This is a genomic window from Leptolyngbya sp. FACHB-60, assembly GCF_014695775.1.
Taxonomy (GTDB): domain Bacteria; phylum Cyanobacteriota; class Cyanobacteriia; order Phormidesmidales; family Phormidesmidaceae; genus Nodosilinea.
On record NZ_JACJOX010000032.1, the window covers coordinates 12,503 to 27,365 of the forward strand.

Below are 14,863 nucleotides of genomic sequence, written 5' to 3' on the forward strand. Positions count from 1 at the left end.
ATTCTGCATCTTTTCCATTGCAGGACGACGTTCCTATTTTGCCTCATCAGCATCTCTGAATCGAGATTGAACGATTTTGGACAGAATTGCTAGTGATCACCTCTCACCAAACAATCTTCAAACTACGCCCTAACCAAACAACTGAACGAAGCAATCGAACGCTCCCAATCACCCGCCGCAGATAACCTCAATTCTAACCGATGAGCTCTCAACGGTCAGTGTGCATTGGGGTTGTTATGCCGCTGCTGGCTTCTCCCAAACCACTGAATAACGCCAGAACAAATGTTTCCTGACTTTTGCTCCTCTTAATATACTTGTGTAAATTCGTCGTGCTTGGGAAATACTGAGGTATTCATCTGTACGGAGATGCTCTCTTATAGCAGCGGCAGCTTCAGGCGATTGCTGAATATGGCTATTCTTGAATGCCTGAAATAACCAATTCAAGGGAACTGCAACGAAATCACTTATCTTATCTCGCCAGTTCTCATGTTCAAGCAAATCCAAAATTATCAATCTGCCACCAGGATTTAAAGCAGCTTTGAGATCGGGTAATAAAGTTTCAATCGGCACATGATGAAGGGTAGCGATAGACACGATCGCATCAAATTGTTCGGCTGTTGATTCCCACTGCATGACATCGGCAACTTGAAAATCAATATTCGAGAACTGTCTTGAACGTTGCCTCGCAACCTCAATCATATTGGGAGATAAGTCAGTCGCAATGACCTTTTCAAAACGTTTCGACAGAAGACGTGAAAACTCACCTGTTCCACAACCAACATCAAGAGCAACTTGGCGTTGAACTGGCAAATGTTTGAGTAAGAAGCTGTGATAATGGTTATTGTGATCCCACCCCTCTTGGTCATGTAGAGCAATGCGATCAAAATCATTCTGTATCTTCTGCTTCAGGCTCTCATTCATACCGATTCATGATTCGATAGTTCAACACTGAGTTATTCCTCCACTGACAACCTCAAGATAACTTAACCTTGAACACTGACAAACAAGCTTCAAGAACCGTCCCCGGCGAGAGCTTACGGCATAACGTTCCCGACCAGCGGCGGTAGATCACTTCGAACTTAGCACTAGTGGCTCTCGTCCGTCCGCTGCGTTGGGGTTGTTATGCGCCACTAGTGGATCTAAGCAAAGTAGGTTGACCAAATAGATGAACTTGGTTATTGAGAATGACTATACCCTCTTCGTCATTACATAGGTAAGTGTCATAGTTTCGTTGTATCACAAGCTGGTGCGCTCTATGGAGTTCTGTCTGTTGCTTTGTTGCATGGGGTACAAACATGAAGTTGACTAAGCCAAACGATGAGAAATCGCCAAGTCCGACGTGGTTTACGTCGCCACAAAGGGCTGCGGATTCTATCGTTGGGGTAAGAAGCATTGCACCAGCGCTAATCCCAATGAAGACACCACCCGATTGAGCGAACTTGATCATTTTTTCGCCTAAACCACGAGACTTCAGTGAATGAAGAAATCGGTAAGTGTTACCTCCAGATAGATGAACAATCGGTTTGCTGAGCACCCTATCCATTAGAGTTTCATCAAAGCCACTCTCAAAATCAATGTAGGTATCAAGATTGACCCCTATGGATTTATAGCCATCTTGAGCCTTATTGAAAAAGTACCGCTCAGCGTCTGGCTGAGATGCTATGAAAGCTGCCGAAGTATCTTTAAAGGAAAGCGATTCAACAAGAAACTTAACCGCTGTAGCACTGCTTTCAGTTTCCTGAGTACTAAGAAGGGCTAATTTCATTCACGTATTACCTTAACGCTTGTTGCATAACTTGTTATTAGAGGGAAATTTTCCACCTAATACGCTCATACGGCAAATTAGGTGGAAATCTGTCAGCCTAATTCCCCTATAGGGGTGATTAGGTAGAAATAATCAGTATAACTACCCCTCTATTGAAGACTGCAATTTTTCGACTTTCCTTTACAGATTGGCTCTCCTCAACGGCTGAAGGAGAGCTTTTGTACAGTATTCTCTTTTCTTAAGCCGCTTAAATAGACCGGTCACCACGCGGAAGGCTTACGTAGAGAGCTTACGCTAGGATTCTTGATGAAGACCAGCACAAGGTCGGTAAGCAGAGGGCTGGGACACCGCTATCTACCCCATTTTCCTGGAACTTCTGACGGCTTAAACGCATCACTTCACTTGACCAATCCAGAAAACAACTGTGACGCGTCGACCTACACTATTTCTCTCACGATTTTTACTCGGTTTATGGATTGTATTGGCCGCAACATTTCTATGGTTGCTCATTCCCAACGCCCCTGATGTACCGGACAACGCCCCCTTTGCCGGAGTATCTATCCAGACCGAACAGAATGTGCCCCTTCACTTGCCCAATCGGGGCTTTCGCTGCACCGAGACGGAGCAGGAGTTTCAATGCCAGATTGATATCCAAGACCAGTTGCTGACGCTCAACCTGACCAAAGGGCAGGGGTATCCCTACGACTTAAGCAACTGTCGCGCATCCTACGGCAGGCAGGCAGTTGGTTGTCGGGAGTCGGGACAGAATTATGCGCCTACCCTGGCAAAAATGTACGAAATTACGAACTTGAATTTGAGCCCGCAACAAATTCAGACAGTTCGACAAACCTATTGGGGCATCAATACCCTGATGCAGTTGGGTGAAGTGCGGCTGACCTGGATCAGCGCAGGACTTGCCATAACCGCAGGGATAAGTGCAGCCTTTTTCACCTGGCTTCACCCTGAATTTTGGAGCAAGGGATTTGTTAGCTTTGCCTGTGGATTTGGGGTGTATCAGTTAGTTGAAAGGTTCCTCAGTGGTGTGCCCTTTGATGTAGTTACTCCCTATGGGCTCACGCCAGAGGACTGGATTAGGGTTATTCGGGGAGGCGCGATCGCCGTTGGTATTGCCACAATGCTGGTTACAGCCCTCTTGCTATGGCGTCGAGTAAATCGCTTCAGCCGGGTTTTAATTAGCCTGGTTATAGGTGCCGGAATCTTTAGTCTCGCCTTGTGGTCATTCGGTTGGATTGGCTATGTGTTTCCTCTGTTTGATTGGGCAAATCAGTTTCTACCGCAAGGGCATCTATTGGCGTTGTTTTTTATAGTCATTTCGGTACTGGTAGCGATCGCAGCTGTAATTCTGATCTGGACATACACAAACTTATCCATCCGAAAATTTCTCTGTCTTGGCAGCGGTTTTGGTGCGATCGCCTTAGCGTCCAATCTATTCATGTATCTTCTGCTCGATTTAGGGTATATAGACTAAAAAGTAATAGTTAGATCACTAGTCGCTTATACAATACAACTTTGCACTAAACCTGTTGAATGCTGCAGCGCGTCGTCGCCATCGCTCTATACCATTTGATGGACGAGCAAGTCGTTTGAGGGTAAGGGGGTATCCCCCAAGTACCCTTTGCGACATGGAATAGGGCTTTTGAAGCACCGTTTACGGCTTTCTCATGCTTGCGGTACAGGATCGGGAAAGGGAACTCTGCCTAAAATAGGGCGTATTTGCTTTGGAGGAGAAGGTGATTCTCGATCAACTTCCAGTATCCCGCGTGAACGCTCGTAGCACCGATGCTTTTGATATTCACAACAGTCGGTTTTGTGAGGGCAGCAATCCTTACCTGAATACGGCGGCGTTCGTCTTCGACTTTGCCCTCTCCGGCAACAGCGATCCGTTGCCATTGGAGGCCTATGTCGAGGCGGTGGGCGATCGCTACCCTCACCTCAAAGAGCATACCTACGATTCTTTTGCTCACCTCTTTGCCCAGGTGGCCGCAGAGGTCAACCGGCTCGATATCGGGCTATATCTGCACCGCTGGAGCGTAACCCACCGAGGCGAGCGCTGCCGTATTGCCATCGAAGCCCTCCACGGCCGCACGACGCGATCGGTTGTCTACACCGTGTGGGACTGGTTTGAGGCCATCACCCAAGACCGTCAGTTTTATATCGAAGACCAGGTTGAAGTCTTTCAAAGGCTGTTTCGGCAGTCGGTCTACGGTGGCCCCACCGTCTATGCCCTCCTGCGCACCGCCCACGAAAAGGGAATTCCCGCATTTTATCTGTGGGATGAGGGACTGATGCAGTATGGCTATGGCAAAAAGCTGGTGCGCGGTGTGGCGACCACCTTTGATACCGATAGCCATTTAGACTCAGACTTTACGACCCGCAAAGACGACTGCAAAGCCTTTCTCAGCACCCTGGGTTTTCCCGTGCCCAACGGAGAAATTGTCGCCACCCGTAAGGAGGCCCTGGCCGCTGCCAACCGAGTGGGCTATCCCATTGCGGTGAAGCCGGTGACGGGGCACAAGGGGGAAGGGGTAACCGCCGACGTGCGCGACGATGAAGAGCTAGAGGCCGCCTTCGATCGCGCCGTTGCGGCCATTTCTGAAGACCAGCCAGTAGAAGTCATTGTCGAGAAGAGTATTGCGGGCTCCGATTTTCGAATTTTGTGCGTCAACGGTCGATTTGTAGCCGCCATGGAGCGCCGACCTGCTTCTGTCACTGGGGATGGTGAATCCACCGTCAGCGAACTGATTCGCGACGCTAACCGAGCCGCCAACCGCAGCGACACCCCCATGTCTCCGCTGGGCAAGATCAAAACCGACGGTGCCATGGAGATGTATCTGGCTGAGCAGGGGTTTAACCTAGAGAGCGTTTTGGAGGCCAATCAGACCGTTTATCTGCGCAAGGTAGCCAACCTCTCTGCTGGGGGAGTCAGCATCGACGCCACCCCCAACATTCACCCTGACAACGTGATTTTAGCCCAGGATATTGCTCAATACTTTCGCCTGACCTGTCTGGGCATTGATGTGATTACCCGTGACCTGTCGCGATCGTGGAAGGACGGGAATTTTGGCATTCTTGAAATCAACTCTGCGCCGGGGATTTCGATGCACCTCAACCCCTCCGTGGGCGATCGCGTCGATGTCACCTCTCCCATTCTAGAAACCTTCTTTCCTGAAGACACCAACGTCCACATTCCCATCATCACGTTTAATCGGGTTTCAATGCGCGATTTGCAAGAGCTGATTGACCATCTCCTGTTGCAATATCCCAACTGGGTGATTGGTGCGGTGTGTCGAGAAGGCGTGCTCATTAACCGTTCTGAAAAGGCCTTGAGCCCCAACTACAACGTCAACGTGCGCAACCTGCTGCGCAATCCCAGACTCGACATGTTGATTGCAGAATATCGAGGCGAGATCTTTGAGCAGGACGGTGTGTTTTACTCGGGCAGCGATATGGTCGTCTTAGATAACCCTACCGAAACAGAGACCCTACTGACCCGCGATGTTTTGCCCCATTCAACCGTTGTAATGCGCGAGGGCAACAATGTCTCGATTCGTCGCCAGGGGCTAATTGAGCAATACCGTTTGGGTGAATCAGAACCTTTTAGCCGCGTTTACCTAAAGGAGACGGGGACAATTTTGGCCTAACGGTCAAACTCAGCAATGCGCAACCGCTGATCACAGGACTTTTTGTCTGGGCATGAGCGGTTGCGCCTGCCTTACAGGTTTTAGTTTCAAGTCAGCCTGGTAGTCTGCCAAGCCGAAGGTGACAGATTATTGGGGTATAAGGTCTCAGGTTCATGACCTGCCTTGCACCCAAAACCTTAAACCTTATACCCTAGGTTGCTAGAGCTTGTCACAATCGACCCAAGTACTAGGAGTGTTAGTAGCCCTAGAAAGCTGTGTTTTCAACGAGAACTTAAGCGTCGTTCTGGTGCAGCAAAGTTGTTATGCGGTTTGGTTCATTTTGATTTCAAGCAAGCAGTACTAAATGCCCGAACAACGTCTGCAAACTGTTGATTGCGCTCCATTAGGGCCATGTGCCCTCCTGGCGACAATACGCTCAATTCTGCTCGGGGTACTTTCACACTCATATGTTTGCTGGCGAAAGGTTTGGTAGCAATATCGGACTTGCCAACCACAACAAGTGTGGGAACAGAAATTTTAGGTAACGTTGCTGTCTCATCAAACCTGAACATCGCTAAGACGCCTCGGGCCAAAACTCCTGGCGGTGGCTTGATACCAATTAAGCTAGAAAAATTAAGCTGCCCTCGAGTTTCTGTGCCAGTAAAGCCAGATATTTTAGTTGTGAGCAACACCGAACCATTCAAATAGCTTAACCAGCTGGTGAGCCATAGCAGAGGGGAAAACGCGATCGCCAAGTGCAGCAGCGGCTCTAACAGAGGTTTTTGCAGCGCCATTAGCAGTTTGCTGAAAGTAGTAGTTTTAAGCGGATTAGTATAGGTGCTATCAACAAGAATTAAGCCCGCAACCTGCTGCTCCAGGCGTTTTGGAAACAGGCGACTAAAAGTCAGCAGGATCATACCCCCCATGCTGTGCCCCACTAAAATGGCCGGCTGATCGTCTACTAAGGCCAACACTGCCTCCAGGTCACGGGCATACTTTTCTAGGGAATAGTCTCGGTTCTTCGGCTTTTGGGATTTTCCTAAGCCTGGTAGATCCCAAACAACTACGCGAAACTGATCGGCAAGCTGCTTCTTGGCGTAATACCAGGCTGTGCTGTCGGGTCCCCAACCGTGGGTCAAGATTAGGGTTGGAGCGCGATCGGGTCCATAAAACTCGACTTCAATTTCGCTACCATCTGGTCGAACTAAACGCTGCACCCGTTTGCTGCGAAGCGGTGTAGGTTCATCCTTTCCACGACGATGTATTAGCAGAGTGGGTAGAAATCCTAAAAATGACCACAGCAATAATCCTATGCCCAGATATAGCCAGCGATCGCTAACCAAATCGCCTTCATACCATTGATAGAGAATGTAAGATCCGCCGCCAAGAAGGGCAACTACTCCCAAATTAGACAACAGACGCAACAAAAAATCGAGGGGCATGAACATGACAGAGTTCAACCTTCTGAAGGAATGTAATGTATCCAAGATTACAGGAAAGATCTAAACAGGCACAAGCCCCTGAGGCTAGAAATGAAACTTTCTAGGTTGGGAATTACTCTGGTTTTAACCTCAAAACCAAAAAAGTCTCCTATCCATTACGATTCGCGAATTCATTTTGGTTTATACAACCTGCAAGGTGTTTGTGCGCTAAGAAAGTCGTTTTTATCGGATGAAGTAACAATGCCGTTTGGGTGGCACAAAATCCTTTATTCACCTTTATCTGAAGGAGATTAAAAAATCTTGGTTTAATGGTGAAATTGCCCAACCCTAGGGCCAGACTCCATCATTAGAAAGATGCTGCCTGGCCCTGGTTTTTCTTAGGATGCAGTTGTTAAAGCATTTGGCCAAGTACTGTCAGGGCCGCCCAGTCGCGCGCAACCAGAGTCACCGCTGCGGCCTTAAACACTTGCACCTACCGCCGAATCTAGCTCAAACCGCAATCATAAAATTATGACTGATACAACTGTCATCAAAGTCACCTCCGAAACAGCACCGATCGGTGCCATGGGGCAAAAGCATCTGGCCCTCAGCAAAAAACTGGCGATGCGCCTGTGGGAGAATGAGCAGCCCGGTGAGGCCAAACCCGAGACCCAGCGGCCCTACGAGGCGATCGGCTACGTTATTAGCGGGCGGGCGGAGCTACAGATCGAAGGTCAAACCGTCGTGCTAGAACCCGGCAACTCCTGGGTTGTCCCCGAGGGGGCATCGCACACTTACAAAATTTTGGAACCTTTCACCGCTGTTGAAGTGACTACGCCTCCAGCTGTGATGCATGATCGCGATCGCGCCTAAGCACTTTTCCACGGTTTATCCAAGAAATGTCTTGAAGGTTTGTTCCTGAGTGCAGCTACAGAGCGAGAATGGGCATGAACCCAAGAGCCTGGAGCAAGAGTAGTGCCTGTGCTACGATTGTTGGCCGTTCATCTTAGGCTGCGATTCCCGTAGGGATACTTGTTTGGAGTCGATGCTCGAACGTTTCGTGAATCGCTCGGAGCTCCTGAGATGCCCCTACCTGTCATTGTCAACGGTGTTGTGTGCGTGGCGGGAACCCTCCTTGGCATTCTGTTTGCTGGGGCGAGCCTAATTAGCATCGCGAACATGAAGGTGCCCTGGGTTGAGTTACTCATAGTCGCCGCGCTGCTAGTTCCCGTCATGTTTGTCGTGTCGGGGGTCGGCGTGGCAATAGCGTACGGCCGGATGCCGCTAAGGGTTGTCTACGGCCTAGTCGCATTACCGTGGTTCTACGGCACAGGCTTTGCGCTACTAATGCTCCGCTCTTTCGAGGGGTGATGCCCTCGCTTCAAACTTCACGATTTAATCTCACTGCCAACGCCTTCGTTGGGGTGTTGCTGAACGGTAGCTTGAATTTGGGCATGGGCAAACGGCCGTTTGCCCATGCCGGAGACGTTGGATTTTTGATTTATATCTATCTCCAGCCATCCCAGTGTTGACAAGGGGATTGGCTAAAAGAGGCTGCCCATGGCGCGCAACATATTCTGCGGTTGCATGGCCGCTTCTGCCGCCGTCGGCTCATAGCCGCAGTGCACCATGCAGTCGGCACATTCGGGGTTGCCGCTCTTGTGGCCGTACTTCTCCCAGTCGGTATTGTCGAGGAGCTCTTGAAAGGTTTCGTAATGGCCTTCGTTCAGCAAGTAGCAGGGTTTTTGCCAACCCAGCACGCTGTAGCTAGGGCTGCCCCAGGGGGTGCAGTCGTAGTCTTTTTGCCCTGTCAAGAAGTCTAAGAAGAGCGGGTTGTGGTTAAATTCCCACTTTTTTTTGCCCGCCGTAAACGGGGCCAAAATTTCTCGAAACAGCGCCTTGGTTTGGTCACGCTTGAGGAAGTGCTCCTGATTGGGGGCCCAATCATAGCTGTAGCCCGGCGACACCATCATGCCGTCTACTTTCAGCTCGGTGAGATAGTCAAACAGAGACTGGATTTCCTCGGGATCAGTGCCCTCAAACACGGTGGTGTTGGTGGTGACGCGGAAGCCGCGTGCCTTGGCGGCCCGAATGGCGCTGATCGCAATATCAAAGACGCCATTGCGATCGACGCAGCGATCGTGTAGGTCCTTCATGCCGTCGAGGTGGACGCTAAACGAGAGGTAGGGCGATGGCGTAAACTTGTCAAGACTTTTTTCGAGCAGCAGGCCGTTGGTGCAGAGGTAGACAAATTTTTTGCGCGCTACTAGGCCCTGCACAATCTCGTCAATCTGAGGGTGCAGCAGCGGTTCCCCACCGGGGATCGAAACCACCGGGGCACCGCATTCTTCCGCCGCCGCAAAGCAGTCTTCGGGCGACAGGTTCTGCTTCAAAATTTCTTTGGGATGCTGAATTTTGCCGCAGCCTGAGCAGGCCAGGTTGCAGCGAAACAGCGGTTCTAGCATCAGTACCAGGGGATACTGCTTGCGGCCTCTGAGGCGCTGAGTGACTAAATATTGCCCCACGCCCAGGGCCTGCTGCAGACTGATTGCCATTTCTCTTCACTCCTCGGTTGGGGAGGATCCGAAAGCAGAGCCGCTGACTTGGGCAGGTTCGTGCCTGGCCGCCGCTGTTGCCTATGATTCGAACCCTGATCATGAATACCCAACTACCGTAATTCATTTTGGCAAAAACGGTCGTCTCCACCTAGCCATAGGCCTCTCGACGCCGAGCGTTGGCGCTGTTTGCAGCCTTGCCCCCGCTGCCGGCAGGGTCTGACGTTGATAAGATGCGTTTGCCCATGCATCTGCTACTGGCTAAGGGCAGTTCACAGATGCCTCAGGTATTGGTAATCTCAGATACCGTCTATCCGAATCTATTCACCGTTAATGCTCTATTAATGCTTATTGGATGAAATTCAACCAATATGGTTGAAAACTCAAGTAGTGTGAGGAGATTGCTCAATGCCGTCTATTAAATCTGCGTTGGACTTGCTGAGGGAGACCAGCCGAACATTCTTTATCCCGATCAGCTTACTCCCTCCTGGGCTTCAGGAAGCGGTGGCATCTGCGTACCTGTGCATGCGGGCGATCGACCAGATTGAAGACCATCCGACTCTAGACGGCAGCACCAAAATCAGTCTGCTGCGCCAAATTAGCCTCAACCTGCAAGCGGGCACAGAATCCTCAGCGGTAGCAGATTTTGCAACCGGGCTAGAAGGTCATAGCGAACAGCTCGAAGAAGTAACCCTGCGCATTGGCGAATGGGCCTTGCTGGCCCCCGATACGATCGCCCCCCGGATCTGGGATGCCACAGCCGCCATGGCCGATCGCATGGCCTACTGGGCCGAGCAAAACTGGCGGATCAAAACCGAAGCCGATCTCGATCGCTACACCTTTAGCGTGGCTGGGGCCGTGGGGCTGATGCTGTCTGACCTCTGGGCCTGGTATGACGGCACTGAAACCAGCCGGATGGAGGCGATCGGCTTTGGGCGCGGCCTGCAATCGGTTAATATTTTGCGCAATCACTTGGAAGATAAAGATCGCGGCGTAGACTTTTTCCCGGAGGGCTGGACGGCGGACGACATGCAGCGCTACGCCCGCCGCAACCTCAAAATGGCCGATGCCTATACCCAAGCTCTGCCCACAGGGCCAGCCCTGCTGTTTTGCCGCATTCCCCTAGCCTTGGCTACGGCCACCATCGATGCTTTGGCCCAGGGCCGCGAGAAGCTCAGCCGGGCCGATGTGATGGCGATCGTGACGCCGCTGCTCGGCGTTGGCAAATCGATCGAACTTATGACTAAAGTCTAGTTAGACCGGTTGCCCCTCTTTACCCCGCTAGTGAATGAACATTCTGGATCGCATCGCCGAGCGGCAGCGAGACAATTTCTCGCTGCACGCGCAGTACCTCAACCCGCAAATGGTCAACGTACTCAAGACGATCGGGTTCGATCGCCACTATGTGCGTGCGGAGGGGCCCTATCTGTTTGACGACCAGGGCGATCGCTACCTCGACCTGCTCAGCGGGTTTGGCGTCTTTGCCCTGGGGCGCAACCATCCCAAAGTCGTGCAGGCCTTGCAGGAGGTGCTGAGCGCCGAACTGCCCAACCTGGTACAAATGGATGTTTCGATTCTGTCGGGGCTGCTGGCCGAGCGGCTTCAGCAGATCACGCCGCCGGGGTTAGACCGCATCTTTTTTGCCAACTCGGGCACCGAGAGCGTTGAGGCGGCGATTAAGTTCAGCCGCCACGCCACCGGGCGCAGCAAAATTGTCTACTGCGCTGGCGGCTACCACGGCCTCACCATGGGCTCTCTGTCGGCCACCGGTGATCCCCACTTCAGGGCGGGCTTTGGCCCTTTTTTGCCCGACTTCATCGAAATTCCGTTTGGGGACCTGGCCGCGCTGGAGCGAGCCCTGTCGCGCCACGACGTAGCCGCCTTTATCACTGAGCCCATTCAAGGCCACGGGGTGTGGATTCCGAAGGCCGATTACTTACCAGGGGCGGCGGCGCTCTGCCGTAAATACGGCAGCCTGTTCATTGCCGATGAGGTGCAGACCGGGCTAGGCCGCACGGGCAAATGGTGGGCGGTCGACCACTTTGGCGTCGAGCCCGATTTGCTCTGCATGGCCAAGGCCCTGTCGGGCGGGTTTGTGCCCGTGGGGGCCGTAGCCTGTCGGTCGTGGATCTTCGAAAAAGTGTTCAACCGCATGGATCGGGCCGTGGTCCATGGCAGCACCTTTGGCAAAAACAACCTGGCCATGGCTGCCGGTTTGGCCACCTTGGATGTGCTCGAGACCGAGGGCTGGATTGACCACGCGGCTCAGATGGGGCGGCAAATTGTGGCCGACTTGCAGCCCCTGGTCAGCCAGTACGACTGCCTTAAGGCGGTGCGGGGCCTGGGTATGATGATGGCGCTGGAGTTTGGCGAACCTAAGAGCCTGACCTTAAAGGTGCCGTGGAAGATGCTAGAAACCGCCAACCGGGGCTTATTTTCTCAAATCATCACGGTGCCGCTGTTTACCCGCCACCGAATTTTGTCTCAGGTGGCGGGCTACGGCATGAACGTGGTCAAGTTTATTCCGCCCTTGACCCTGCAAGATAGCGATCGCCGCTGGATTGTTGAGGCCGTCACCGACGTAGTGGCCGACGCCCACCGGGTGCCGGGGGCCGCCTGGGAATTTGGCAAGACCCTGGCCACCCAGGCGATGAAAACCAAAGCCGGAGCCCGGTAGCCCCAGCTATGGCGAGCCTGTTTCATCCGCTGTGCGGCAGCAACCCACCGACCCTGCTCAGGCTGCTGCTGCAAAATGGATTTCCTGCTGCTAACCGCTGCCCCCAGATTGCCTTAGCCCTGGCGGTGTCGCTGGCCCGCTGGCCCTTTTCGACCGTAGAACAGGTGGCGTTTGCCCTGGCCCAAAAGCAGCCGATGCCTGACCCCGTCTTTATTGTGGGCTACTGGCGATCGGGTACCACCCACCTGCACAATGTGATGGCCCAGTGCCCGGCCTTTGGCTATATCACTCCGCTGGCAACGGGGATGCCGTGGGATATTTTGGGCATTGTGCGATCGCTGGAGCCGCTGCTAGAGCAGGCCCTGCCCCAGGATCGCTACGTCGATAATGTGGCAGTCACGCCCACCTCGCCCCAGGAAGATTCCATCCCTCTAGCGACGATGGGGGCGGAATCCTACTACCACGGCATGTATTTCCCCCAGCAGTTTGAGGCGCACTTTCGGCGGGAAGTGTTTGGCGGTGCGATCGCCGATGTGGAGCGGTGGAAACACCTGCATCGCCTGCTGCTGAGGAAGGTTTCGGTACACCAGGGGCACCGCCCGCTGCTGATTAAAAACCCGGTCTATACGGGCTATATTCGCCATCTGCGGGAGCTGTGGCCGGGAGCCAAGTTCATTCACATCTACCGCAATCCCTACCGAGTGTTTCCCTCGGCGCGGCACTACTTTACACGGCTGCTGCCCGAATTGGCCCTGCAAAACTACAGCGATTTACCGATTGAATCACTGGTGTTGGAGAGTTACCCGTTTCTGTTAGAGGCGCTGAAAACCGATACGGCAGATCTGCCTTCGGAGCAGTTTGCGGAGGTGCGTTTTGAGGACTTGCAGAGCGAGCCGCTGCCGGTGCTGAAGCACCTGTTTGAGCAGCTAGAACTGCCCGATTTTGAGGCAGCGCGCCCCTATTTCGAAACCTACCTAGCAGGTCTAGACGACTACCAGCAAAACCAGTATTTGCTAGAGCCCGAAACAGTTAGCAAGGTTGAACGCCATTGGCAGGCTTATCTTCAGCGTTGGGGCTATGACTTAAAGGATGCGGGGCTTTGCTCAAACTCGATCTGACCGTAGTTGAGCTTGAGAATGCGATCGCCCACATAAAAATAATGGTCGTCGTGGCTGATCACAAACACCGTCTTCCCCTGGGCCTTGAGATCGGGCAAAAACTGCGTATAAAACACCTGCTTAAAGGCCGGATCTTGATCGGCAGCCCATTCATCAAATAGGTAAATAGGGCGATTTTCCATATAGGCGCTGAGCAGGGCCAGGCGTTTGCGCTGCCCCTGGGATAGATTCACCGTTGAAAATCGGCCCTGGTCGATGCTCACCTTGTGGCTGAGCTGTAGCTTTTTTAGATAGTCTTGGGCTTTGCTGTCGTCGGCCTCGCTACTTAGCCCCAGCAGTCGATCAAACAGGTAAAAATCGGCAAACACCACCGAAAAATGCTGCCGATACCACTCCTGATTCTGCTCATCAATGGGCTGCTGATCGAGCCAAATTGTTCCAGATTGGGGGCGATAGAGCCCTGTGAGCACCTTTGCCAGGGTCGATTTGCCGCTGCCGTTGCTGCCAATGATAAAAATTAGCTCGCCGGGGTGCACGGTTAGATCCACCGGCCCCAGGATAAATTCGGTGCCCTCTTGATCGGTGCGATAGCTGTGGGTAACGCCCTTGAGCTCTAGCCGCTGCCAGCCTGGGTCGATAGGCAGCACGGCGGCAGTGGCGATCGCGGCATCAATATTCAGGCCCAGGGTTTTGAGCTTGTCGAGGGCCACGCTGGCTTGGCCCAGCAGCGGCAGCTTGTTCACCAGGTTCTCCATCGGCCCTAGCAGATAGGTAAAAGTCAGCACGTAGGCGATGCGAGTGTTGGGGCTAATGCCCACCCAGTTGGGCAGGGCAAACAGCACCAGCCCCACCGCAAAAAAGTAGATAAACTTGCCCCAGCTGTCGAGCACGGCAAACAAGCTCAACCCCTGCTGGTTGTAGCGCTTGACTTGAAGCGCCGTGGGTCGGAGGTCGATCGCAAAGAAGTCTTGGCGGCCCAGGTAGTGCAGCTTTAGCTCTTTGATGCCGTCGATTAAACTGCGAAAATGCTGAAACAGTCGTTCTTGCTGGTCGCGGGCAGCGGCCAGACCGCGCCGCCCCGCCACCAGAAACCAGCGGCAGCTGAACGAAGCCACCAGGGTAATCAGCAGCACCAGGGCCAGCACCTGCCACGACAGCCACGACACATAGACCATGCAGCCGACGGTGCCCGCGATATTGATCATCAAAACGGGCAAGACCCCGGCGGCAGCGGCGATCGCTTGAATGTCCTCAGTCAGCAACACCAGCAGGCTGGGCAACCCGAGGCTTTCTAAGGATTTCAGCTCAGCCGCTAGAATTTGGCGACAGAGCTGGAGCTGAAGCTCTACCACCGCCGCCTGAGAAAACCGCACCAGCAGAATGCGCGACACCATCGCCGTGGTCAGAGCGATCGCGCCCAGGCCCACAAACGCCGCCGCCACTACCCCTCCGGTTACCCCTTGGGCGATGGTGTAGCTGATCAGCGCAATCAGCGCGGCACTACAGCCGCCGCTCACCAGGCCGGTGGCCAGGGCAATCCCCAGGGCTGGCCCAGAGGTCTGCAAGAGAAATAAAACTAAGCTCATGGCAGTCTCGCAAATGGTGGTGCACCCAGAGTCTGGGGGTAGTGACGCGGCCTAGGTGGCGATCGGTGATGGTGGTGACAGGCACAGACATAGGCTGATC

Annotated in this window: 12 protein-coding genes; 7 read left to right on the plus strand and 5 right to left on the minus strand. The window is 53.1% G+C overall.

What is annotated here, in order from left to right:
• Positions 1-234 precede the first annotated feature (234 nt).
• Both H6F57_RS13595 and H6F57_RS13600 read right to left on the minus strand, forming a co-directional pair.
• Positions 235-921 carry a class I SAM-dependent methyltransferase gene (locus H6F57_RS13595; protein ID WP_190625395.1) on the minus strand — a complete coding sequence of 229 codons (687 nt, stop codon included), beginning with the start codon at positions 919-921 and terminating at the stop codon, positions 235-237.
• 199 nt (positions 922-1,120) lie between these two features.
• Positions 1,121-1,765, minus strand: a complete 645-nt coding sequence (locus H6F57_RS13600; RefSeq protein WP_190625396.1) for a Type 1 glutamine amidotransferase-like domain-containing protein — start codon at positions 1,763-1,765, stop codon at positions 1,121-1,123.
• A gap of 424 nt (positions 1,766-2,189) precedes the next feature.
• On the opposite strand from H6F57_RS13600, the gene H6F57_RS13605 reads away from it, so the two are divergent.
• Positions 2,190-3,254 carry a hypothetical protein gene (locus H6F57_RS13605; protein ID WP_190625397.1) on the plus strand — a complete coding sequence of 355 codons (1,065 nt, stop codon included), beginning with the start codon at positions 2,190-2,192 and terminating at the stop codon, positions 3,252-3,254.
• A gap of 292 nt (positions 3,255-3,546) precedes the next feature.
• Complete coding sequence (locus tag H6F57_RS13610) at positions 3,547-5,427, plus strand: acetate--CoA ligase family protein (RefSeq protein WP_313933556.1); 1,881 nt, start codon at positions 3,547-3,549, stop codon at positions 5,425-5,427.
• Between the two features lie 314 nt (positions 5,428-5,741).
• Here the strand turns inward: H6F57_RS13610 and H6F57_RS13615 are convergent, their stop codons facing one another.
• Positions 5,742-6,848 (minus strand): alpha/beta hydrolase, encoded by a 1,107-nt coding sequence (locus H6F57_RS13615; RefSeq protein WP_190625399.1) that lies wholly within the window; start codon positions 6,846-6,848, stop codon positions 5,742-5,744.
• Positions 6,849-7,358: 510 nt separating this feature from the next.
• Here H6F57_RS13615 and H6F57_RS13620 point away from each other — a divergent pair.
• Together H6F57_RS13620 and H6F57_RS13625 are read left to right on the plus strand one after the other, a co-directional pair.
• A complete protein-coding gene (locus tag H6F57_RS13620; RefSeq protein WP_190625400.1) occupies positions 7,359-7,700 on the plus strand; it encodes a cupin domain-containing protein in 342 nt (113 codons plus the stop codon).
• A gap of 210 nt (positions 7,701-7,910) precedes the next feature.
• Complete coding sequence (locus tag H6F57_RS13625; RefSeq protein WP_190625401.1) at positions 7,911-8,198, plus strand: hypothetical protein; 288 nt, start codon at positions 7,911-7,913, stop codon at positions 8,196-8,198.
• A gap of 173 nt (positions 8,199-8,371) precedes the next feature.
• On the opposite strand, the gene hpnH is transcribed toward H6F57_RS13625, so the two are convergent.
• A complete protein-coding gene (hpnH, locus tag H6F57_RS13630; protein ID WP_190625402.1) occupies positions 8,372-9,382 on the minus strand; it encodes an adenosyl-hopene transferase HpnH in 1,011 nt (336 codons plus the stop codon).
• A gap of 408 nt (positions 9,383-9,790) precedes the next feature.
• Between hpnH and H6F57_RS13635 the strand changes: the two genes are divergently transcribed.
• From H6F57_RS13635 to H6F57_RS13645, 3 genes are read left to right on the plus strand one after another with little or no spacing between them, the layout of a single operon-like run.
• Positions 9,791-10,636: a phytoene/squalene synthase family protein gene (locus H6F57_RS13635; protein WP_190625403.1), complete on the plus strand. Its 846-nt coding sequence runs from the start codon at positions 9,791-9,793 to the stop codon at positions 10,634-10,636.
• A gap of 34 nt (positions 10,637-10,670) precedes the next feature.
• Positions 10,671-12,059, plus strand: a complete 1,389-nt coding sequence (locus tag H6F57_RS13640) for an aspartate aminotransferase family protein (RefSeq protein ID WP_190625404.1) — start codon at positions 10,671-10,673, stop codon at positions 12,057-12,059.
• Positions 12,060-12,067: 8 nt separating this feature from the next.
• Positions 12,068-13,177, plus strand: coding sequence for a sulfotransferase (locus tag H6F57_RS13645; RefSeq protein WP_190625405.1), 1,110 nt, complete (start codon positions 12,068-12,070; stop codon positions 13,175-13,177).
• Here the strand turns inward: H6F57_RS13645 and H6F57_RS13650 are convergent.
• Entirely contained in the window at positions 13,135-14,763 is a 1,629-nt protein-coding gene (locus H6F57_RS13650) for a cyclic peptide export ABC transporter (RefSeq protein WP_190625406.1), read from the minus strand. The two genes, H6F57_RS13645 and H6F57_RS13650, sit on opposite strands and share 43 nt — an antisense overlap.
• Positions 14,764-14,863 lie beyond the last annotated feature (100 nt).